19 protein-coding genes, 1 pseudogene and 1 other annotated feature are annotated in these 23,401 nt (G+C 42.0%); of the genes and pseudogenes, 7 read left to right on the forward strand and 13 right to left on the reverse strand.

Translation table 11 applies throughout. The annotated features are described in order from the left end of the window. Positions 1 to 334 precede the first annotated feature (334 nt). Entirely contained in the window at positions 335 to 889 is a 555-nt protein-coding gene (locus LJE12_RS15335; RefSeq protein WP_026649022.1) for a helix-turn-helix domain-containing protein, read from the reverse strand. Positions 890 to 1,124: 235 nt separating this feature from the next. Continuing rightward, positions 1,125 to 1,392 (forward strand) — a binding site (T-box leader). Positions 1,393 to 1,784: 392 nt separating this feature from the next. Between LJE12_RS15335 and ilvB the strand changes: the two genes are divergently transcribed. Both ilvB and ilvN (LJE12_RS15345) read left to right on the forward strand, forming a co-directional pair. After that, positions 1,785 to 3,503 (forward strand): biosynthetic-type acetolactate synthase large subunit, encoded by a 1,719-nt coding sequence (gene ilvB, locus LJE12_RS15340; RefSeq protein WP_227227082.1) that lies wholly within the window; start codon positions 1,785 to 1,787, stop codon positions 3,501 to 3,503. Positions 3,504 to 3,521: 18 nt separating this feature from the next. Further along, positions 3,522 to 4,031 (forward strand): acetolactate synthase small subunit, encoded by a 510-nt coding sequence (gene ilvN, locus LJE12_RS15345; RefSeq protein ID WP_019162659.1) that lies wholly within the window; start codon positions 3,522 to 3,524, stop codon positions 4,029 to 4,031. Between the two features lie 68 nt (positions 4,032 to 4,099). Here ilvN (LJE12_RS15345) and LJE12_RS15350 read toward each other — a convergent pair whose 3' ends face one another. Beyond that, positions 4,100 to 5,356, reverse strand: coding sequence for a DNA polymerase Y family protein (locus tag LJE12_RS15350; RefSeq protein WP_118338912.1), 1,257 nt, complete (start codon positions 5,354 to 5,356; stop codon positions 4,100 to 4,102). Positions 5,357 to 6,118: 762 nt separating this feature from the next. On the opposite strand from LJE12_RS15350, the gene LJE12_RS15355 reads away from it, so the two are divergent. From LJE12_RS15355 to LJE12_RS15370, 4 genes and pseudogenes are all read left to right on the forward strand, one after another. After that, positions 6,119 to 6,832, forward strand: coding sequence for a phosphatase (locus tag LJE12_RS15355; RefSeq protein ID WP_022381364.1), 714 nt, complete (start codon positions 6,119 to 6,121; stop codon positions 6,830 to 6,832). A 159-nt stretch (positions 6,833 to 6,991) separates the two neighbouring features. Further along, positions 6,992 to 7,393: pseudogene (ilvN, locus tag LJE12_RS15360) on the forward strand (acetolactate synthase small subunit); the annotation flags it as partial. A 374-nt stretch (positions 7,394 to 7,767) separates the two neighbouring features. After that, the gene (locus LJE12_RS15365) at positions 7,768 to 8,409 is read left to right on the forward strand and encodes an ECF transporter S component (protein ID WP_227227083.1); all 642 of its coding nucleotides are present in this window, start codon (positions 7,768 to 7,770) and stop codon (positions 8,407 to 8,409) included. Positions 8,410 to 8,515: 106 nt separating this feature from the next. Continuing rightward, positions 8,516 to 9,481 (forward strand): P1 family peptidase, encoded by a 966-nt coding sequence (locus tag LJE12_RS15370; RefSeq protein ID WP_022381361.1) that lies wholly within the window; start codon positions 8,516 to 8,518, stop codon positions 9,479 to 9,481. A 71-nt stretch (positions 9,482 to 9,552) separates the two neighbouring features. Here the strand turns inward: LJE12_RS15370 and LJE12_RS21150 are convergent, their stop codons facing one another. The 7 genes from LJE12_RS21150 to malQ form a co-directional block, all read right to left on the reverse strand. Continuing rightward, on the reverse strand, positions 9,553 to 9,705 hold the full coding sequence (locus LJE12_RS21150; RefSeq protein ID WP_330595082.1) for a hypothetical protein: 153 nt from the start codon (positions 9,703 to 9,705) through the stop codon (positions 9,553 to 9,555). A 188-nt stretch (positions 9,706 to 9,893) separates the two neighbouring features. Further along, positions 9,894 to 11,078, reverse strand: coding sequence for an MFS transporter (locus tag LJE12_RS15380; protein WP_022381360.1), 1,185 nt, complete (start codon positions 11,076 to 11,078; stop codon positions 9,894 to 9,896). Positions 11,079 to 11,391: 313 nt separating this feature from the next. Then, positions 11,392 to 12,156, reverse strand: coding sequence for a tRNA threonylcarbamoyladenosine dehydratase (locus LJE12_RS15385; protein WP_008706817.1), 765 nt, complete (start codon positions 12,154 to 12,156; stop codon positions 11,392 to 11,394). Between the two features lie 326 nt (positions 12,157 to 12,482). Continuing rightward, on the reverse strand, positions 12,483 to 13,169 hold the full coding sequence (locus tag LJE12_RS15390) for a DUF6198 family protein (RefSeq protein ID WP_020993573.1): 687 nt from the start codon (positions 13,167 to 13,169) through the stop codon (positions 12,483 to 12,485). A 168-nt stretch (positions 13,170 to 13,337) separates the two neighbouring features. Next, a complete protein-coding gene (pyk, locus tag LJE12_RS15395) occupies positions 13,338 to 14,756 on the reverse strand; it encodes a pyruvate kinase (protein ID WP_022381357.1) in 1,419 nt (472 codons plus the stop codon). Between the two features lie 253 nt (positions 14,757 to 15,009). Then, positions 15,010 to 15,540, reverse strand: a complete 531-nt coding sequence (locus tag LJE12_RS15400; protein ID WP_055059861.1) for a DUF3877 family protein — start codon at positions 15,538 to 15,540, stop codon at positions 15,010 to 15,012. A 331-nt stretch (positions 15,541 to 15,871) separates the two neighbouring features. Then, positions 15,872 to 17,377 (reverse strand): 4-alpha-glucanotransferase, encoded by a 1,506-nt coding sequence (gene malQ, locus LJE12_RS15405; RefSeq protein ID WP_117676532.1) that lies wholly within the window; start codon positions 17,375 to 17,377, stop codon positions 15,872 to 15,874. 605 nt (positions 17,378 to 17,982) lie between these two features. On the opposite strand from malQ, the gene LJE12_RS15410 reads away from it, so the two are divergent. Continuing rightward, a complete protein-coding gene (locus LJE12_RS15410; protein ID WP_227227084.1) occupies positions 17,983 to 19,641 on the forward strand; it encodes a glycoside hydrolase family 13 protein in 1,659 nt (552 codons plus the stop codon). A gap of 182 nt (positions 19,642 to 19,823) precedes the next feature. On the opposite strand, the gene LJE12_RS15415 is transcribed toward LJE12_RS15410, so the two are convergent. From LJE12_RS15415 to LJE12_RS15430, 4 genes are read right to left on the reverse strand one after another with little or no spacing between them, the layout of a single operon-like run. Then, entirely contained in the window at positions 19,824 to 20,726 is a 903-nt protein-coding gene (locus LJE12_RS15415) for a hypothetical protein (RefSeq protein ID WP_118338922.1), read from the reverse strand. Further along, positions 20,723 to 21,586 (reverse strand): nitrogenase iron protein NifH, encoded by an 864-nt coding sequence (locus LJE12_RS15420; RefSeq protein ID WP_118338923.1) that lies wholly within the window; start codon positions 21,584 to 21,586, stop codon positions 20,723 to 20,725. Before LJE12_RS15420 ends, LJE12_RS15415 begins: the two co-directional genes overlap by 4 nt. Further along, positions 21,583 to 22,362, reverse strand: a complete 780-nt coding sequence (locus LJE12_RS15425) for an ABC transporter ATP-binding protein (RefSeq protein WP_118338924.1) — start codon at positions 22,360 to 22,362, stop codon at positions 21,583 to 21,585. Before LJE12_RS15425 ends, LJE12_RS15420 begins: the two co-directional genes overlap by 4 nt. Then, entirely contained in the window at positions 22,359 to 23,390 is a 1,032-nt protein-coding gene (locus LJE12_RS15430; protein WP_118338925.1) for a FecCD family ABC transporter permease, read from the reverse strand. The genes LJE12_RS15425 and LJE12_RS15430 overlap by 4 nt, the downstream gene beginning before the upstream one ends. Between the last annotated feature and the right edge of the window lie 11 nt (positions 23,391 to 23,401).

Consider the following 23,401-nt stretch of genomic DNA (forward strand, 5'->3'; position numbering starts at 1 on the left):
AGGATTCTATCCTTGTTTTCAATCAAGATTGCGAACTTGTTTCGCAATTACCTATATCCAATATTTCCTGCATATTCGTGCGATAATAAAGGTTTCTCAACAATTCATAACAACACAGCCTCTTCATGAAATGGCAGACTGACAAACCATTACATACATCCTTTCTTTTCAGATATTCATTTTCTGGTGTATCTTTTTCATTATTTTGTGCATTATATTGTACATTTTACACTCATACTTCGGATAAAATCACCTGCTTCACTACTCAGTTCTACACTATGGTAATCCACCTGCGGCAGACCGCTTCAGCAACAAAACTCCTGATACAACTGCATCAATGATAATCCAGAAAAAAACAGGTACAGCAGGCTTTCTCCTTCCCTGTGTTCCGATAGACATGCTCCTGATCCGTTTCAAACTTAAACACCTGATCTCTGTGGATTTCATACTTCTCACCATGACATTCCAGAGTAAGCACACCCTCCATAACAGCCAGATATTCTCTTGTCTTCTCCCCATGGCTGCCACTGATATAAACACCACCCGGTTCCACCTCGATCCGGTACACCTCCACCAGACGGGTATCCTCATAAGGCAGACAGGTCCATACCCTGTACTGTCCTGCTATCTCCTTGGTAGGAACCAGTTCTGCCGGTGTCACCAGACAACAGTCCACTCTCGGCGGCTGTATCAGCTCCTGAAACTCTATCCTCAGACCACTTGTAATCTTCCCCAGCACACCCAGAGAAGGATTGGCAGTCCCTCTCTCAATCTGAGCCAGCATACTCTTACTCACCCCCGTCTGCTCAGACACCTGATCCAGACTCATACTCTTGGATTTCCGAATCCTCTTCAGATTCACCGCCACATTATTCGATAAATAATCCATATGTCCCCTCCTTCCAAACAGCTGTATTATTTATTTTTTATATCAGCAATATAGAAATCTGTCAATTACATTACTGTTCACTCCGTTCTCAGTAACGTAGCCAAAATTCATTCAGGAACATAAATTTTATAGCAATTATCCAAAACCCGGTTGACAATTTCCTCTCTATAAATGTATAATGTAACCCAAGAAAACATTTGTCCACCCTATTCGGACAATGAATACCTCATATCAGCCAAATGCCATGACAGGGAGGAGTACACAACTCCGGGAAGCACAGAGAGAAAGCGGTCGGTGCGAGCTTTCGTGAACGAATTGTGGAAGTAGCCCCCGAGCAGTGAACCAAACCGCATATCCCGTCTGATCTACAAGACCTGAACGGACATGCCAAGTAGGCTTCAACGTCAGTTCCACGTTACAGGAACACAGTATATCAGTACTGACAAAGTGCAGAGCCAGACTCTGAATACAGGTGGTACCGCGGAAACATTTTCGCCCTGGGCAAACAAGCCCAGGGCGTTTTTTACTATATTTATATATCAGGGTCAAAAAGTCGTTCGTGCTTGCTTTAATCTGTCACATCAAACCCGCCACCCCATACTCGGCAGAATCAGCGCAGCGCCATTCTGCCCCCTGTATTGGCCAACACACAGCTCGGAAATTTATTTGTTTTCGGGTGCATTTGCAGGAGTCGTAGTAACTCTTAGTGCCTGGAAATCTGCGTTGTTCAGAAAAATCTCACTGTCTGAGCCGCATCTGCGGCGAGTTTGAGATTTTTCTGAACGGTTTTAGCAGATTTTCAGACACTTAGAGTTCCTAGACTCCGAAACCGCACCCGAAAACAAATAAATTTCTGAGCGTCCTATACACATACACAAAGGAGGTTTACCCAAATATGAAACAAATATCCGGCAACAAACTCTTAGTCAAAGCCTTAAAAGAAGAAGGCGTAGAATACCTCTTCGGCTACCCCGGAGCCTGTACCATCGACATCAGTGACGAACTCTATAAACAGGACGACGTCAAAATCATCCTCCCCCGTCACGAACAGGCCCTTGTCCACGAAGCCGACGCCTACGCCAGAACCACCGGCAAAGTCGGCGTATGTCTGGTAACCAGCGGTCCCGGAGCAACCAACCTTGTAACAGGACTTGCAACCGCCAACTATGACAGCGTACCTCTTGTATGCTTCACCGGCCAGGTAGCCCGCCACCTCATCGGCAACGATGCATTTCAGGAAGTAGACATCGTAGGAATCACCAGAAGCATCACCAAATACGGCGTTACTGTCCGCAGACGTGAAGACCTGGGACGTATCATCAAAGAAGCCTTCTACATTGCCCGCACCGGCCGTCCGGGACCTGTCCTTATCGACCTTCCAAAGGACGTAATGGCAGAACTCGGCAGCGCTGAATATCCTAAAAATGTAAATATCCGCGGATACAAGCCCAACACAGATGTCCACATCGGCCAGCTCAAACGTGCCATCAAACTTTTAAATAAAGCAAAACGTCCCTTATTCCTGGCAGGCGGCGGTGTAGTAATCTCCCGCGCCCATGAAATTTTCCGGGAAGTAGTGGAAAAGACAAAAGTACCGGTTGTCACAACCGTAATGGGAAAAGGCTCTATCCCCACAGACCATCCGCTCTACATCGGAAACCTTGGTATGCATGGTGCCTATGCAGCAAACATGGCAGTCAGCAACTGTGATCTCCTTTTCTCTATCGGAACCAGATTCAATGACAGAATCACAGGAAAACTTCATGAATTTGCACCTCATGCACAGATTGTACACATCGATATCGACACCGCATCTATCTCCAGAAACATTCAGGTAGATATTCCTATTGTTTCAGATGCAAAAGAAGCTATCACAAAAATGAATGAATACGTTCAGGAATGCTCTACAGGCAAGTGGCTTGGCCAGATCAGCCAGTGGAAAGAAGAACATCCGCTGAAAATGCGTCCAAACGATGTTTTAAGTCCAATGGACATTCTGAAAGAAATCAATGAACAGTTCGAAAACAGCATTATCGTTACAGATGTAGGCCAGCACCAGATGCTTGTTTCTCAGTATGCGGAAATCACAGAGGACAAACAGATGATCATGTCCGGCGGTCTGGGAACCATGGGCTATGGTCTTCCAGGCGGTATCGGAGCCAAAATCGGAAATCCTGACAAGCCTGTCATCGTTATCTCCGGTGACGGCGGTGTGCAGATGAATATCCAGGAGCTTGCAACAGCAGTTCTGGAGGAACTTCCAGTAATCCTGTGTATCTTTAACAATGAATATCTTGGAATGGTACGCCAGTGGCAGAAACTCTTCTACGGTAAACGCTACGCCATGACCAACCTGCGCGCCGGAGCACTTTCCCGCCGCACAGAAGGCATGGAATATCCACAGTACACACCGGATTTCATTAAACTTGCAGAAAGCTATCGCGCAAAGGGAATCCGCGTTACAAAGAAAGAAGAAATCGCAGCCGCCTTCAAAGAAGCAAAGAAAAATACAAAAGCACCTACAGTAATCGAATTTATCATTGACCCAGAAGAAATGGTCTACCCGATGATCAAACCGGGCGGAACTCTGGAAGATATGATCATGGATTGTTAGGCAGGAGGAAAGATTATTATGGATAAAGGAATGAAAAAAAGATGGATTTCTCTCTATGTTGAGAACCAGGTAGGTGTTCTGTCCAAAATTTCCGGTCTTTTTTCCGGAAAATGTTATAATCTGGACAGTCTTACAGTAGGAACAACAGAAGACCCTACCGTATCCCGAATGACGATCGCAACTGTCAGTGATGACGAAACTTTTGAGCAGATCAAAAAACAGTTGAACCGTATGATCGAGGTTATTAAGGTTATTGATTTCACAGACGTATTTGTCCGCATGAAAGAGATTCTGTATATTAAGGTTTTTAACTGTTCCAAAGAAGATAAGGTTGAACTGTTTCAGATTGCCGAAACCTTCAAGGCAAAGGTCATTGACTATGGCAAAGACAGCCTGCTCCTGGAATTTGTCCAGACAGCAACCAAGAATGACGCAGTAGTGAAACTGATCAAGGAAGAATTTCACAGAATTGAAGTGGTACGTGGAGGAAGTGTAGGAATCGAATCTATCAGTATGATGGAACGATAAAACTTTTTCTGAAATTTTTATAAAGGGAGGATTGTCGCATTGTTCTTAATGCTCAGTCCTCCCTTTACTTACGGTTCTTCCATCTTTTCGTTTTTCATCTGTGCTTTCGCTTTTCGCCCAATCCGTGCATTGCTGTTCATAATACTGGCACGGGTGATCTTATCATTTCCAAATTTCATCCGGATCTCATCCATAGCTGCATCCAGCTTTCTGTGGCGTTCTTTATTTTCTGTATCTTCAAACAGAGACATCTGTTCATAAGTGCCATCTGTAAGGCCTGTCAGTGCCACACCAATCAGACGTAGCGGCTGTCCTTTCCAGAATTCTTTAAAAAGTCTTGTAGCATTTATATAAATTTCATCTGTAAGATCTGTAGCATTTTCCAGCTTTGTCTGGTGTGAACGGTTTCTGAAATCCAAAGTACGGAAAGTCACGGAAATACAGTTGCATTTCTTATCTTTTCTGCGCATTCTGGTTGCCAGAACATCACACTGCTCCAAAAGTATGGGAAACACCTGCTCTATGGAAGTAATATCATCGTTAAAAGTAGTTTCCACGCTGAAACCTTTTGCCTCATCAGGCACTGCTTTTACAGGGGAATCATCGATACCTCTGGCATATTGCCATAGCTGATGTCCCGTTTTTTCCCCAAGCCAGTACTGCACATTGGACGCTCTTTCTCTTGCCAGATCACCGATGGTACGGATTCCCTGATTCAGAAGCTTCTGCTCGGAAGCTTTTCCCAGAAACAGCAGATTACGGATAGGAAGAGGCCACATTTTCTCCGGGATTTCATCCGGGAACAGAGTGTGTACTCTGTCCGGCTTTTGAAAATCTGATGCCATCTTTGCCAAAAGCTTATTGGTAGAAATTCCTACATTTACTGTGAATCCCAGCTCTCTGTGAATCTTGTCTTTCAGCTCATGAGCAGCAGCTACAGGGTCAGGATAGATCAGAGAAGTACCTGTCATATCCAGAAATACCTCATCAATGGAAAAAGATTCCATCACAGGTGCAAAGGAAGCACAGATTGCTTTAAATGCCCGGGAACATTTATCGTATAATTCAAAATCACTGGGAACGATCACCAAATTGGGACATTTCCGAAGAGCCATAGCTACTGGCTCGCCGGTCTGGATCCCGTATTTTTTTGCAGGGATAGATTTGGCAACCACGATACCTGTCCGTTTCTTTGGATTTCCTCCTACACAGGAAGGAATTTCTCTGAGATCCGGCAACCCCTGGCTCACCCTTCTGGCTGATTCCCAGGAAAGAAATGCACTGTTTACATCAATATGAAAAATTAACCGTTCCGTACTTTTCACTGTTCTTCCTCCAATATATGAATTGCGCTCTTCATATCTGATGATTTCATTTTACCCTGATCTGCTCTCCAGGGTAAGAACCTCGTTTGTCCAAAAAAGTGTCTTTATTTGCATCATCTTGTCTGAGCTGTTACTGTATTTATATTTGTTTGATTTCACTCTGCTATCAGAGTTTTGAACAACAACGCCGCACTTGCCATACGGCAGTGCGGCGTCTGTATTTCGCTACCGGTCACATTGTTCCCGGTAACTTTTTTTACTTAATTCTGAGGATTCATTTCCTCTCGATATATACTTATCGATTAGTCATAAAGATTAGGAGCAATTTCTTCGCTGTCCATATTTGTGGAATCATACCAGTATCCAGTTCAGCCTCCAGCCATTCATAAGAGAATTCCGGGAATGTCTGATGTTTGAAATTTTTCCATGTTACTCCTTTCTCATGAAGTAACTGTCTACACATAAGCAAACAGTGCCATCGCTGTCATTGATCAGCAATAAGCCCCCGTGTTTTCATATAGTTCCATTATACCTTCTCATTTTCCCGAAGTCAACATAATTTAACATGTATCAGCCGTTTATTTGTGTTGCTTTTTATTTGATTTTTGTTGTATTTCAGTTGTTTTTATTTTGTTTCCTCATTGACATTTAAATCCTCATCTGTCATACTTGAATATAACGAATGTACCATCAAACAGCAGCTTTGCATCTTCCGTAAGGCTCTTATCATATATAAAAACCGCTCTGGAAAGGAGACAAACAATGTATCTTTCTGACATCCACACACATTCTATCGCCAGCGGTCACGGAACCACCTGTACCATCTCTGACATGGCAAAAGCAGCCAGCAAAAAAGGACTGAAACTCCTTGGGATTTCTGACCACGGCCCGGGAACTCTGGCTTCCGGAACTTCTTCTTATTTCAGAAGCCTTCCTTTTTATCCCAGAAAAAGATTCGGCATAGATATTCTTTACGGAGTTGAACTAAACATCCTGGACAGTGCAGGACATACAGATCTGTCAGATGAACTGCTGAACAACCTGGATTACGCTATCATCAGTATGCATCGGCAGAACTACCGTTCAGGCTCTGTATCTCAGAATACAGAAGCTTACATCAATGCAATAAAACATCCTGCTGTAAAAATACTCGGCCACTGCGACGATACACATTTCCCTGTAGATTATGAAACGCTGGCAAGAGCAGCTTTACGGGAAAATGTTATTTTTGAAATAAACGAAGCTTCCCTCGCACCCGGAGGATATCGGGGAGACACAAGAGCCAATGCAGCCAGAATCCTGTATCTCTGTCAGAAATATCAGCTTCCTGTTATTTTGTCCAGCGACAGCCACGGAAAAGAACATGTTGGAGATTTCACCTATGCCGAAGAATTCGTTCACCAGCTCATGTTTCCGGAAACTCTTATCCTTAACAACCAGCTTCCCAAATTAAAAGTTTTCCTTCAGACACGTTAAAAGAATGTTCCTCAAAGGGACATTCTTTTATTTTATGCATTGTTTTTTGCATTGTGTTATTTTGTCTATTTTATATAATTTCTTGTCAAAAAAGACGACATTTTAGTACATTTTAATTAACAAAACTCACTTAACCATTTACATATCTCGTGATAGATCAGTCTTACTGTAGGAACCACCGAGGATCCTACAGTATCCCGAATGACTATCGCAACAGTCAGCGATGATGAAACCTTTGAACAGATCAAAAAATAGTTAAACCGCATGATCGAGGTTATCAAGGTAATCGACTTCACAGATGTATTTGTCAGAATGAAAGAAATTCTCTACATCAAGGTTTTCAACTGCTCCAGGGAAGATAAAGCAGAACTGTTTCAGATTGCAGAAACCTTCCAGGCAAAAGTCATTGACTACGGCAAAGACAGCCTGCTTCTGGAATTTGTCCAGACAGCCACCAAGAATGATGCAGTTGTCAAACTGATCAAGGAAGAATTCCACAGAATTGAAGTGGTACATGGTGGAAGTGTGGGAATTGAATCCATCAGCATGATGGAACGCTAAATCTCATAATCAATATTTTTTGCAGGATATAGAAACGTCTCTATATCCTGTATTTATTTTCAAACATACTATAAAATATTGCAGTTTTTAATCAAATGTGTTATTGTTTACGAGAGCGTTATTCGAAAGAAAATGCATCTGTTTTCCACATCTGACAGTCTGGTGGATAAAGTCATCCACTTCACAGTCTGGTTAAATTTGTGAGGCGACCTGTAAGGCGTCTACACACCGGAAACTTTTACCGGAAGATATTTCTTGTTTCATATCTTTTGTTCTGATGTATATTTTTCATAACGCCTGATCCCCATACTCTAAACTGTCTGAAAAGCAGGGGACGCATTGCGCCGTTTTATCAGACCAAAAGGAGAATTCATATGAACACAACAACAACAACAACTACTACAACAGCTGCCGCAAAAAGAAGCAGCACTCTTTACATGGTAGAGTTGGCTATGATGATTGCCATTATTCTGCTCATGTCCTTTACCCCGCTGGGCTATCTTCGTACTCCCGGCTTATCCATCACTCTTCTCACCATCCCGGTAGCTGTAGGAGCTATCATCCTCGGACCGAAAGGTGGTGCTGTATGCGGACTTGCTTTCGGTGCAACCAGCTTCTATATGGCTGTCACAGGAAGTTCAGCTTTCGCTGCCGCACTTTTTAACATTAATCCATTTGGCACTTTTATTGTATGTATCGTGGCACGTGTACTGGAAGGATGGATCACAGGACTTATTTTTGCAGCATTATATAAATCACCGGCGAAGAAATTTTCCCATTACGTTGCTTCACTGGCATGCCCATTACTGAATACTTTCTTCTTCATGGGCTTTTTATGTCTCTTCTTCTACAACACAGATTACATTCAGGGTATTGTTTCCAGTCTTGGAGTAAGCAATCCTGTTGTCTTCGTTGCTGCTTTTGTGGGCGTTCAGGGACTGATCGAAGCGGGCTTCTGCTTTGTAGTGGGAAGCATCGTTTCCAAGGCACTTTCTGTGGCACTGAAACGTGCATAATCTTTAAAAGAACAGCCTTTTAATTCTGCTGTTCCGGAAGGTTCACTAAAAATCCCTGACTACATTGTCACTGTAGTCAGGTTTTTTTTATCAAAAGGAGATTTTTATGTCATTACTAAAAGAGATTTCTATTACAGAGCTTTCAAATTTACGCATCGGTCATACTTCTGACCATGATGCAAAGACCGGTGTAACTGTTCTTTATTTTCCAAATGGAGCAAAAGCAGGCTGCGATATAAGCGGAGGCGGCCCTGCTTCCAGAGAAACTCCTCTCACCTCTCCTGTCACTGCCGACAATCCCATCAACGCCATTGTCTTGTCCGGAGGTTCTGCCTATGGACTGGCTGCTGCTGACGGTGTGATGAACTATCTGGAATCACAAAATATCGGTTATAACACCGGTGCAGCCCTGGTTCCTCTTGTATGCCAGTCCTGTATCTATGACCTCTCTTACGGAGATCCTAAAATACGTCCAACTGCAAAAATGGGCGAAGAAGCCTGCCGTCAGGCATTTGCAGGAACAGATACCAGAACCGGAAATATCGGTGCAGGTACCGGTGCAACTGTGGGAAAACTTTACGGTATGAAACAATCCATGAAGTCAGGTCTTGGTATTGCCGCTGTATCTGTGAAAAATTTCCAGATGGCTGCAATTGTCGTTGTCAATGCACTGGGAGATATCTTCAGTCCACAAAATGGTCAGAAAATTGCAGGGCTGAAAACACCTGACAGAAGCGGGTTTCTGGACAGTGTCCACGAATTATACCGCTTTATGACACCTCATGACCAGTTTACCGGCAATACCACCATCGGAGCTGTAATCACCAATGGGGCATTTTCAAAGGCTGAACTGAATAAAATTGCCTCTATGACCCGCTGTGCCTATGCCAGATGCATCAATCCTGTAGCAACTATGGCTGACGGTGATTCCATCTATGCTGCCAGCATTGGCAATGTTTCTGTGGATATCAACATGGCTGGAACTCTCGCCGCAGAAGTCATGGCTCAGGCTATCCAGAATGCCATTCATACTTCCCGGATCCCGGATGAAGAATTTTTGAAATATGTATAACAGTCCGCTATAAAAGCGCAGAGAAAAAGTATCATCTCTGCGCTTTTATTCTTCCTGTCTGTCTTCATTTTTCATCTGTACTCTGGTTTTTCTCCAAGCCAGAGCTGTACATTTGCTTCCCGTTCCCTTGCCAGATCACCAATAGTACGGATTCCCTGATTCAGAAGCTTCTGCTCGGAGGCTTTTCCCAGAAATAACAGGTTACGGACAGGAAGTGGCCACATTTTCTCCGGTATTTCGTCCGGGAACAGCGTGTGTACTCTGTCCGTTTCTTTGGATTTCCTCCCACACAGGAGGGAATCTCCCTGAGATCCGGCAGCCTCTGGCTTACTCTTCTGGCTGACTCCCAGGAAAGAAATGCGCTGTTTACATCAATATGAAAAATTAATCGTTCCATACTTTTTAATATATCTCAATCATATTTTTGCAGACTTCCAATCATCTTAATCCCCATTATCATCAACACAGGGAAAATCAGTGCCGCAAAGATTCCAAGTTTCAGATTATCATTCAGTGCTCCTGAAATCATCCCCACATAGGTTGGTCCGGATGAGCATCCCACATCTCCAGCAAGGGCAAGGAGGGCAAACAGGGCTGTTCCGCCACGCTTTACTGAGGCAGCCGCCATGCTGAAGGTTCCCGGCCACATAATACCTACAGACAGACCGCAAACCGCACATCCAAGGATTCCCAACGCAGGTACCGGGATAAATGCGATCATCAGATAGGAAACCATGCACAGAACTGCACTGTATTGCATAAAGCGTTCCAGATTGATTTTATCTCCAAATTTCCCATAAAATGCCCTTGAGCTTCCCATAAGAATTGCAAACGCCATGGGACCTGCCAGATCTCCGATAGTTTTATTGATTCCAAAGCTTTTCTCAGCCAGAGTAGAAGCCCACTGGCTTACCGCCTGCTCACTGGCTCCTGCACAGAGCATCATTAACATCAGAACCCAGAAGATTTTTTTCTTAAAAAGCTCTCCCATAGTCAGCCCCTTTTCACCCTCATCCAGCAGTGGAGCAATGGGAACTCTGGTAAAAAGGATTCCATTTGCAATGGGAATCAATGCCCACACCAGCGCCATATATTTCCAGTTTGCAATCCCGAAAATACGAAAGAATAATGTAGAAAGAAGTACCACTCCCACATGTCCCCAACAGTAAAAGGAATGAAGGAGACTCATTGCTTTTTCCTTATTATCTGTAGGGCAGGCTTCCACCACAGGACTTACCAGCACCTCCAGCAATCCGCCTCCGATGGCATAGATCATAACTGCAATGAGAAGTCCCACAAACGGATCTCCCAGGCACTCCGGCAATACTGTGAGCAAAATCAGACCTGCAGCCGCCATTGTATGTGCCAGGATCATAGATGCACGATAACCTATTCTGTCCACAAATCCAATCGATGCCAGATCTACCAGCAACTGGATCCCGAAATTAAATGTAACCAGAAGTGTGATCTTCTGCAGCGAAATCCCGTAACTGCCCTGAAATGTCAGAAACAGCAGAGGAACGAAATTGTTCACAATGGCCTGCACTACATATCCGATAAAACAGGCCTGCACTGTTCTGTTGTAATTTGTTTTCATCCGATGTTATATCCTCCAATCTGAAATTTATTAAACTGACATCATTCAGACATTGATCCACCAAACTTCTATATCTCCACAGTTCTAATAGATTTCTATCCGTCAATAATGACAGTGTATCACAGATTCTCTCCTTTTTCTTTCATTATCTTTTGAAAATCCCATAAATTTTTATATTATTTTGACTTTTTCCCTATAACAATTCCATAAAATCCAAAAAGTAATACCCCCATCCGATTCCAAATATTTCCCGCAAAAAAAGATGTGCACCATACCATTTCTGACACCATACACATCTCAAAATAAACACTTCTTATCTTCTGTACTCCGCAGTCAGGTCTTTAATAACCTCTCCTGCAATAATCAGCCCGGCGACAGACGGCACAAACGCCACACTTCCCGGAATATCTCTGCGCTCCGTACACTTATGCGCAGCACCCGGAGGACAAATACAATGCGATCTGCAGCTGATTGCCATATCTTCAATCGGTCTGATCGGCTGTTCTTCCGAATAAACAACCTTCAGTTTTTTCACACCACGCTTCTTCAGCTCTCTGCGCATAACCTTCGCCAGCGGGCACACCTTCGTCTTATAGATATCCGCCACCCGAAACGCACTGGCATCCAGCTTATTTCCGGCACCCATACTGCTGATAACAGGAGTCCCTGCCTCCTTTGCACGCATGATCAGTTCAATCTTCGCAGTCACTGTGTCCACAGCATCTACCACATAATCATACTCACTAAAATCGAAATCAGCAGCATTCTCCGGAAGATAAAAACAGTTATGGATTCTCACATCTGCTTTCGGATTAATGTCCAGGATCCTGTCCCGCATCACCTCTGTTTTATATTGACCAACAGTTTTCCTGGTGGCAATAATCTGTCTGTTAAGATTCGTCAGGCATACTTTGTCATCATCGATCAGATCAAAGGTCCCCACACCGCTTCTGACCAATGCTTCACATACATATCCTCCAACCCCTCCGATTCCAAACACTGCCACGCGGGAGTTCTCCAGTTTATTCATTGCTTCTTTTCCCAGAAGAAGCTCTGTTCTTGAAAATTGATTCAACATAATATCTCCATTTCATTCGGTATTGACCGACTATCTGCCTGCCTTTCTTCTACTTCATTATTTCTGGTCTGTTCTGCTTTGCTGCCTGTAATGTAAGCAGCTCTGCATGCCAGAAACAAAAAAACAAGGAGCAGAAACCAAAGCCAGAGCTTTCTTTTGTTTTTTATGAGCAACCGTTTCATAATCTGCATCACTATTCCTTAATATATTATTTTCAGATACCAGAGTTGCAACATACTTCCATCACAGATTTCTTATGATATCTTTACTTCTATAATGCGTCAAGTATATCATAGAAAGAAAAATCCTGCAATGAAGAAACTCTGTTACTGTACATGAAGTGAACAGTGCTGAGTGAAATTCACAAACCGGAAGTGCTTATCCATCTCATCACCAATCAATCCAATTACTTTTCCCATGGTAAATGCCGCCATCACTGTTCCGATTCCCAGTCCGTTGATATGCCCCAGGATCAGCCCTGTCATACAGGCAGTAATCATCAGACAGATCACATCAAAAGAAACCTTGATCTTAGAATATTTCACCTTTATAATCTCTGACAGTTCACGAGGAAACAGATCTGTAGGAATAATCGGCAGACCGCATCTGTTAGAAAGTGCGATCCCTATACAGATCAGCAGATAACTGATCACAAAATATAACACTCTGAGTGGAATTGTCTTTGGCAGGATATTGATCCATGCCTCATTAACATCCAAAAGCTCACTGAATGCAAATCCAACCAGAAAACTGCACAGATAAGCAGGTACAAATTTTTTTCTCAGTATCATCAGACTTAAGATCAGAAGTGCCTGAAAAATATAAGTCCATGTTCCCAGTGTAATTACCGGAAATACTTTTTCAAATGCATAAGGAACACTGGATATGGCAGATATTCCTGAACCAGAATACAGCATCAGAATAACAGCAAGACTGTTGATCATGACTGCTATCACCAATGCCAGCTCTCCTCTGAAAATATGTCTCGAATCTTCTTCCTCATTTGTTTTCATAACAATTCTCTCCTCTAACACAAGCAAGGGACTGCTGTCAGAAAATATTTTCTGTCATACTTTTCTGACGGCAGACCCCTGTGTCTTTTACATCTTATATTTTCTGAAAATACTATTTTTTATCGAATCAGGCAAGTTTCCCACTTCAACTACTGATATTTTCCTGACTTACTCAACCGTGCAGACGCGGATCAGGTTTGTTCTTCCCGGAATTCCAAGCGGTACACCACCGGCAAATACAATAGTGTCGCCAACTTTTACAAGTTTATGCTTCTGTGCTGCTTCGATTGCTCTCAGGCAAAGGATCTCAGAACTGTATTCTTCTTTGATCAGCATCGGGTAAACACCCCAGGACAGATTCAGCTGGCGAAGAACTCTCTCAGAGCTTGTACATGCACCGATCAGACATCCTGGTCTGTGTTTGGACATCATATGAGCTGTACTTCCGGATTTTGTCACTGCAAGGATTGCACTGGCCTTCAAGTCGATTGCTGTCAGGCAGGTTGCATGTGCGATTGCATTTGTAATATCCGGATTCTCATTTCTGTCTGTTTTCTTAAAGATTGTATTGTAATCAATATTCTGTTCCATATGTTCTGCAATACGGCTCATCATCTGAAGTGCCTGTACCGGATATTTACCAGCTGCGGTTTCTCCTGAAAGCATAGTTGCACTTGTTCCCTGAAAAATCGCATTGGCAACGTCTGTAGCCTCTGCACGGGTTGGTCTCGGATGAGAGATCATGGAGTCAAGCATCTGTGTTGCTGTAATAACCGGTTTTCCTGCTGTGTAAACTTTCTGGATGATTTTCTGCTGGATAACAGGTACATATTCCGGCGGGATCTCAACACCCATGTCACCTCTGGCGATCATGATGCCATCTGCTGCTTCAATAATCTCGTCGATATTGTCAACGCCCTGCTGGTTCTCAATCTTTGCAATGATCTGAATCTCTTCACCGCCGTTTTCTTTCAGGATTTTTCTTACTTCGCGGATATCGTTTGCAGTACGTGTAAAAGATGCTGCAACGAAATCAAATCCTTCCTGGATACCGAAGAGAAGATCATCATGGTCTTTTTTACTGATGAATGGCATCTTCAGGTTTGCACCCGGAACATTGACACCCTTCTTGTCGCCAATCACACCTGCATTAATAACCTTGCAGACAATGTCCTTTCCTGAGATGTCCTGAACCTCCAGGTCTACAAGTCCATCATCAACCAGAATATGTCCGCCCGGCCGCACATCCTTATAAAGCTCTTTATAAGTAATGCTTACGCACTCATTAGTTCCTTCAATATCTTTATTTGTAAATGTAAAAATCTGTCCTTCTTCCAGAGAAACCTTGCCATCCTTGAAACATCCAAGTCTGATCTCCGGTCCCTTTGTATCAAGAAGTGCTGCAACAGGTCTGTCATATTTCTTGCGAAGCTCTCTCAGTTTCTGGATACGGCCTCTCTGCTCATCGTGAGGTCCATGTGAGAAGTTGAAACGTGCTACGTCCATTCCCTCTCTCACAAGCTGCTCCATAACATCGCCCTTATCAGTAGACGGTCCCATTGTACAGATAATTTTGGTTTTTCTCATTTAATCTTTCCCTCCAAACTGTCAACTCAATTTTATCTATTTTATTCCTGTAAAATAATGTAATAAAATGTTACCTGTTTCTATAAATGAAAACATTAAATCAAATAAAAATTACCATTATTGAGACTATCTGTCAATATAGAATTTCGACTTATTTTTGTTGATATTTGACAAAAAAATAACATACTTTTGTTGCAAATATCACATATATTTTTACTGATCCGACAGTTGGAAAATTTTTCACTCCTTCTTATCAGAATCCAAAATCTGCATAGTCTTCCGGCAGAAATCTGTGGTAAATGATATGGCATCCTTCATCTTTAAAACAATAATAATAAGGATCTGATCCGTCATCAAAGCGGATCATCACATCAAACTCCTCGTTATCCATTGGTTCAGTAATGATTTTATCTGAATAAGAATGGAACAGTTCTTTAATTTCTTCTATCGTACATCCATGTCTGCCAACCAATTCGATCAATGCCTTGATGAATTCATTCTCTTTCATATTATTATGTACATATTCGGAAGCTTTTTCCGAAACAGTGAAGCAGAAACGATCTCCTCTGTGTGATACTGCTACTTCACCAAATTTCTCTTCTATATAAGAAGGAAAATCTTTTAAAATCTCCATCATGCCTGCAGCATCCGTCTCATTGCCAAAAAAATGATTCAGGGAACTGAGCGGATAATAAAGGCTGATCTTCTCCTTCATATATCCAAGCTTCGCCTGTTCCTCTTTGATCACATCGATCAGACTGGTTTCTAATCTGTTATAGTTCATTTATTTTCCCTCCTGAAAATCTATCCTTTTGCTTTTTCTGGTTAATATTTTATCAGACATTGCCCGAAAATCAATGCATTTCTTTTTCAATTGTACGCCCGCCAAAACAATTTCAATGTTTTCTTTTTCATACAAAAATAAAGAGCTTGCGAAACTGTCCTTTTTTTCTCCCTCTGACAAATAACTCTGACTGGATAAAACAAAACAGATAAAACCAACCACTTCGTTGCTTTTTTAACCAAATAACTGCTTGATTCGGTTAAAAAAACAGCGTTCCGAATATTATTTATATCCGAAACGCTGTCATTATTCCAGTTATTTCACTATGTATTTAATCCCAGTTCTTACGTCCATAACGAAGTGTCACATCATAGATTTCCTTCTGGAGTTTCTTTGTAAGATCTCTCTTCTTAATTCTCCACTTCCAGTTCATACCAACTGTAGATGGTTTATTCATTCGGAATCTGTTGTCCAGTCCCATATAGTCCTGCATTGGGATAACGCAGACGCGCGCAGCACTGCGCATGATCAGACTGATGAAACATTTATACAGTTCTTCTTCCGGTGTTGCATGATCACACAGATAATCTCTCGCCAGTTTTCTCTCAGCTGCTGTGATGCTATTCCACCATCCCACGATAGTTTCATTATCATGGGTTCCTGTATATGCCACGCAGTTCTCCGGATAGTTATGTGGCAGATAATCACTGGCACATCCGGAATCTCTGGAGTCAAACGCAAATTCCAGAACCTTCATTCCCGGGAAGCCGCTCTCATATACCAGATGACGTACGGAATCTGTCATATATCCCAAGTCCTCTGCAATAACCTGCTTCCATCCAAGCGCCTGTTCGATCTTACGGAACAGATCAATTCCGGGACCCTTTTCCCAGTGTCCGCCTCTTGCATCTTTATCTCCGTATGGAATAGAGAAATATTCATCAAATCCACGGAAATGATCGATTCGCACAACATCATACAGTCTGAAGCAATAACTCATTCTGGAAATCCACCACTGATATCCTGTATTTCTGTGATAATCCCAGCGATACAGCGGATTTCCCCATAACTGACCGGTTGCAGAAAATCCATCCGGAGGGCATCCTGCTACTGCCAGCGGTACATTGTCCTGATCCAGCTGGAACAGCTCCGGATGTGCCCATGCATCAGCACTGTCCATTGCAACATAAATCGGAATATCTCCAATGATCTGGATTCCTTTTGAATTTGCATAGGATTTCAGTTTCATCCACTGCTCATAGAACTTAAACTGCATATACTGCTGGAATTCAATATCAAAATAGAGTTCTTCACGATAATAATCCATGGCATTGTTCCAGCGGAGTCTGATATCCTCAGCCCATTTGGTCCATTCTACACCTTCGAAACGGTCTTTTACTGCCATAAACAGAGCATAATCTGACAGCCACCAGCTGTTCTCTGCTACGAATTTCTGATAGTCAGGATTCTTGCTGATATCACTGTTCTCGTATGCTTTTCTCAGAAGAGGATAACGGCCTTTGTAGATTTTTTCATAATCTACCTCATCAGGCTTCTTTCCCCAGTTAACTTTCTCGCAGTCTTTCTTATCAAGAACTCCTTCTTCCACAAGTGTATCCAGATCAATAAAATATGGATTACCTGCAAATGTAGAGAAAGACTGATATGGAGAATCTCCATAGCTGGTCGGTCCCAATGGCAGAATCTGCCAGTAAGTCTGTCCGGCTTCCTTTAACCAGTCTACAAATTCATATGCACTTTTGGAAAAACATCCGATGCCATAGTCTGATGGAAGACTGCTGATCGGCATTAATATTCCTGCTGCTCTTTTTCCCATGATTCTTGTCTCCTTCGTGATTTTTCACTCTTACCGCTTATATTTCTCCAATTGATCCACAATCTGGTATCAACGTTGCTATAAGCAGCATTTTATATACCTTATGCGCAATTGTTTTTTTTATTATACTTATTTTTTGTGCAAATTGCAATATAGTTTTCGTAACAACTTTTTTTTCGTGAAAATCACCAGTTATTGTTCTCTCCATGGCCATCCGCATGATTCGTAATGTACTGAATTTGTGCTAATTCGACTGGTAGTTTCTTTTTCTCCAGTTTTGTTGTATTCATTTCAAAAACCTCCCTCTTGATAAATCATTTCTATGATTTACAGCAATTCCATCATAACATGGCGCCACATAAAACACTATCTGTGTTTTCCGGTGTCTTTCATTCCAGATTGCCTGCGGCAATGGAATTTTGGCTTGTATGTCTCGGGATTTTGGCATATTCATGCCAAAACACCTCGCGAAATAGTGGTGTGTGAACAGTAACTCCGTACTTGTTAAAGAAGTAATAATCTCATTTTCTTTATTGCGTTTTTTTGCACAATACAATATAATAATTTTAGATTTTATTTATGCAAAAAGACGAAAGGATATACATATGAAGCACAAAAAAGACTGGTATAAAGATCTGGTGATCTACCAGATTTACCCAAGAAGTTTTAAAGATGGCAACAATGATGGAATCGGTGATCTGAAGGGAATGATTGAGAAGCTGGATTATCTGAAGGAGCTTGGCATCAATGCAGTATGGATGTCTCCTGTCTATGCTTCTCCGAATGTGGATAACGGTTACGATATTTCTGATTACTTCGCGATCATGGAAGAATTCGGAACTATGGAAGACTGGGATGCTTTCCGCGACGGTGCACATGAACGAGGCATCGCCATTATCATGGATCTGGTCCTGAACCATTCTTCAGATAAACATAAATGGTTCCTAGAATCAAAGAAATCCCGCAATAATCCTTACAGTGATTACTATATCTGGCGTGATCCTGCACCGGACGGAGGCGCACCCAACTGCTGGATGTCCGTATTTGGCGGAAGTGCCTGGGAATATGTTCCTGAACGTGGACAATACTATCTCCATTTCTTTGCTAAAGAACAACCGGATCTGAACTGGGATAATCCGGAAACTAAAGAGAAAATTTTTGATATTATCCGTTTCTGGAATGAGAAAGGTGTTGACGGATATCGCATTGATGCCATCAGTTATCTTGACAAAGGACTGGACGGACGTGCAGATATGAATGAACCCATTGGTACTGTAGCGTGTGTAAATCTGGAGGGAACCCACCGCTACATCCGTGAAATGGTTGCAGAAACAATGACTCCCGACAATCTGATGAGTGTAGGAGAAGTTAATATCAACAATGAACAGGATGCCATCAACTATTCCAGCGCAGCAAGCAAAGAATTTAACATGGCTATTCCATTTGTCCCTCCGATTGTTGAAATCCAGACATGGTCACCAGAGAAAATGAAACGTGATCTTAAGAAAGATTATGAAATCCTGAAAAAAGACGGATGGTGGGCAAGATTTTTAAGTAATCACGACAAACCGCGTCAGGTTTCCCTTTACGGAAATGACAGAGAATTCTGGTCAGAATCTGCAAAAATGCTGGCATGTTATCTGCACACACTTCCCGGTACCCCCTTTGTTTTCCAGGGCGAAGAATTGGGAATGACCAATGTTGCCTTCCCATCTATCGATGATTACAATGACATTGATACCCGCAATTATTATAAAACCATGATCGAACAGGGAGCTTCTCCTGAAGAAGCACTGGCAGAATCCAGAAGTATCAGCCGTGATAATGCAAGAACGCCTATGCAGTGGAACGACAGTCCAAACGGCGGATTTTCTGAGCATACTCCATGGCTTGGTGTCAATCCAAACTACAAACTCATTAACGCAGAAAGCCAGATGAATGATGACGCTTCTGTTTTCAGATTCTACCAGAATCTCATCGCACTACGCAAAAAACACCCGATAATGGCTCATGGAGATTTCAAACTCTGCTGCCCGGAAGAGGGACCGATTATTGCCTACACCAGAAGCTGGCAGAACGAGACATGGCTGGCAGTGCATAATTTCTCTGCATCCATGCAGAAATTCCATTATGGCGCTGAAGATATTGAATTACCGTGCAACACTCCCGTAATCATTTCCAATTACGGAGAAAATGAAGTTGAATACGGAATTGGAACACTTGTACTCAAACCTTACGAAACTGTTGTGTTCCAGTTACATTAAGCAACTTCATCAATACAGACAGTAAAAAGCAGAACCATTGGACAACTATCCCTCAATGGTTCTGCTGCTTCTACAGCACATCATCCTCTACACCCTCTAGTCAAACGGATATTCGCAATCCGCTTCGCTACTTGCTCATAACCAAGTCAGCTTTCTTAACTCCCGTCAAAGAGATTTCTATTTTATCTGTATTTGTCTTCCGGAATATAATAAACTTCCTTTCCTGCCTTTCTGAGATTATCTGCAATCTTATCCAAATTAATTCCTGTAAATCTTGGTATTGCTGCTTCCAACAGGTAAAGCGGTCTCTTTTGTGGAAATTTTTGTTCTATTTCCTTTGAAATCTGAATAATGTTTCCCTGACTTAGAACATAGTCAGTAAATCTTGTGTTCCATACATTTTTCAGGTTATTGATTGGCAAACGTTTCAGAGAGCTGGTGCAGCCGCCCGGGGTAAATAGTAAGATATCACATTCTTTATGTGCAAGATTCCTGATTTCCTGTATAAAATAGGGTTTTTGAATTTCAGATGGTTTGACTGCATGCATATTTCTGTTTGTATTTATTTTTTTACATAACGATTCCTCTGATTCCATACTTTCCAAACTATGAGACTTCTTTTCATTTAACTCATCAATTTCAATATTCCATCTGTCAAAAATCATTTTCAATTCTTCTAATGGTGTAGCCAGTCTTTTTACAAGTGGTCCTCTGTACAGAATTTCCACTGGTACTTTACATTGAATTTTCTTTTTTTCTCTTTGAAAATCCCACATTGTCAGAACTTCCATACAGGAAGAATATATAATCACTCCTCTAATTCCTTCTGTATTTGCTGCCAGCTCTACTGCCTCCCATATTTTCTTTCCCTGTTTTCCCAGACTGTACTCTACAGAAGATATTTGACAAAGAAATAAACGATCCAATGAATTGATTCTTGCCGCTGAATCATACAGGCCTATCAGACACGCAGGAGTGCCGGCTGCTACAAGTGCGATTCCCGGGACTTTCAGAATTTTTTCCGGTAGCGTTTCCATTGAACAGGTATCCTCATCCAATGTTCTCTCAATTTCAAAACCTCTCATAATTTATCCAATTTCCTGCTTAGTTCCATACCAAATTTTTCTATCTCATCTACATTTAATGGAATAGGAAGTGCTTCCTCTGCTTTATTTTGTGATCTGCTTACGCTTCTCTCATCTGTCCTGCATATATCTTCTGAAAGTCTGCAAAACGCTTTCCAATTTTCACTGTCTGAAGCTGACATATTCTGAGTATAAATCTCTTTTCTGAAATCAGCCAACTTCAGTTCTTTACTTTCTCTGATAATTGCTGCCATTCTTCCTTTGACCCGGTTTGTAAACTCCTCTGCTATACATTCTTCTTCCTGCTCGCGAATATGATTAAATACAAAGCCTCCCAGCAGATTTCTTTCATCTGAATAGCTCACAACACCTTTTAATATATTATTTGCAGCATATAAAGACATAAAATCCGCAGAAGATACAATATAAACTCTATCTACATATCCCTGTCTCATTGGCACGGAAAATCCGCCACATACCACATCTCCCAGAACATCATAAATAATTACATCCCAGTCTTCCTCAAGCACTCCGATACGTTCCAGTTCTTTCATGGCAGTAATGATTCCCATACCTGCACATCCGTTTCCAGCTTCCGGACCACCGGATTCCACACACCAGACACCGGATTCTGATCTGTACACCAGATCCTCTCTCTCCGGATAATCTTTTTCTTCAAGTACCTCAAGAACTGTTTTTATCCGTTCTTTACACAAAAGTCTGGTAGAATCTGCCTTGGGGTCACATCCTATATGCAGAACCTTTTTCCCCTGCATAGCCAGTAATGCAGATACATTAGAAGCAATCGTTGATTTCCCAATCCCACCTTTACCATAAAAAGCAACTCTTCTGGTTTTCATTGTTCTGCTACCACACAAACCTTTCTTCCAACTTCTGGAATATATACAATTCGGGTTTTTACCTGATAAAGTTCCTCAAGTTTCTTTTCTGTAATAATTTCTTCTGTCTTTCCTACTTTCAATGTTCCATCCCTGCCAAGAATAGCTGTTTTTCCGCCTATCATCATTGCATGATCTGGCATATGGGTTGTCATAATAACCGTATAGTCTTTCTTAGAAAGATTTTTTATCTTATGGACCATACGGAGCTGATTTCCATAATCAAGATGATTGGTCGGTTCATCAAACATAATAATCTCCGGCTGCTGTGCAATAGCACGTCCGATCAGTGCCTGCTGTCGTTCTCCGCCGCTGATCTGTGTATATGCTTTATCAGCAAGCTTTTCAATTCCCAGTTCCCGTATAACTTCATCCACGATCGCATAGTCATTTTCCGATGGCTTTTCCAGCATTCCCAGATGCGGAGCCCTTCCCATTACTATAAAATCTCTCACTGAATAGTCATATACCGGAGCATGGTTCTGCGGTACATAACCAATCAGCTGTGCAGCTTTTTTCAGACTCATATCATGAATAGAGGCTCCATTTACCAGAATCTTTCCGGAATAAGGTTCCAAAATATTTGCCAGACAATTTAAAAGCGTTGATTTTCCTGCGCCATTGGCGCCAAGAATTGTGAGAATTTCTCCCTTTTCCATCTGGAGATTTACATTATGAAAAATAGGTTTCGTATTTTTACTATATCGAAATGATAAATCCTGTACATCTAATATCATGATAATTTCATCCTTTGTCTGGCAAGTATAATAATATAAAATGGTGCACCAATAATTCCGGTCAGAATACTCAGCGGAAGTTCTACACTTGTCAAAGCTCTTGCCAGAGTATCAATGACTACCATAAAAATAGCTCCCATTAAAATACTGGCGGGAATCACTTTCGTATTATCCGGACCCGTAAGCATTCGTGCAAAATGCGGAATCACAAGTCCGATCCATCCAATCGTTCCACTGATACATACTGCAGATGCCGTCAATAATGTCGCACAGATTATAATAAAGTTTCGAACAACTGTAACTGAAACGCCCAATGTCTTTGCTTCTCTGTCTCCCAGTGAAAGAATATTAATCCTCCATCTGAGGAGAAAAATAATCACTGATGCTGCAACAATCACCGGTCCTACAGTAAACAAATCTTTCGGCAATACCTTTGTCAGGCTGCCCAACTGCCAGTAAGTAATAGACTGCAGTTCTGTCTCCGGATCTGCAACATATTTGATGATTCCCATTACAGAATCCATGATTCCTTTGACAATAATTCCTGACAATACCAACATTGTCATATTTGTATTTTTTATCAGGCGTGGAATAAATAAAGTAAGTCCAACTGCTAAAATCCCCGCCACAAATGCCATTGCCTGCACACCAAATGAATTTAAATGTAACAAAATTGCCACTGATGCACCTACACATGCGCCAGAAGAAACACCCAGGAGATCCGGTGCAACCAGCGGATTCTTAAATACTCCCTGATAAGCAGCTCCTGATAAGGATAATGCACTGCCAACTAACACTGCTCCTATAATACGTGGAAGGCGTAGTGTAAATACTACGCCTTCTGCCGTGTTACTCCATGTCTTTGTCACATTTACAAATCGGGATGCAAGTATCTTGATCACTTCTGGAACAGAAACACTGTACTGTCCTGCACACAACGCAATAATACATGCAGCTGCCAGCAGTATGATCAGTCCGGTAATCAGTATTCCATACTCTGCTTTTTTATGCTTTTTGTTATCCTTCAATGTAATTGTCT

Source organism: Blautia sp. DFI.6.71 (assembly GCF_020593585.1).
GTDB classification, from domain to species: Bacteria; Bacillota; Clostridia; order Lachnospirales; family Lachnospiraceae; genus Blautia_A; species Blautia_A wexlerae.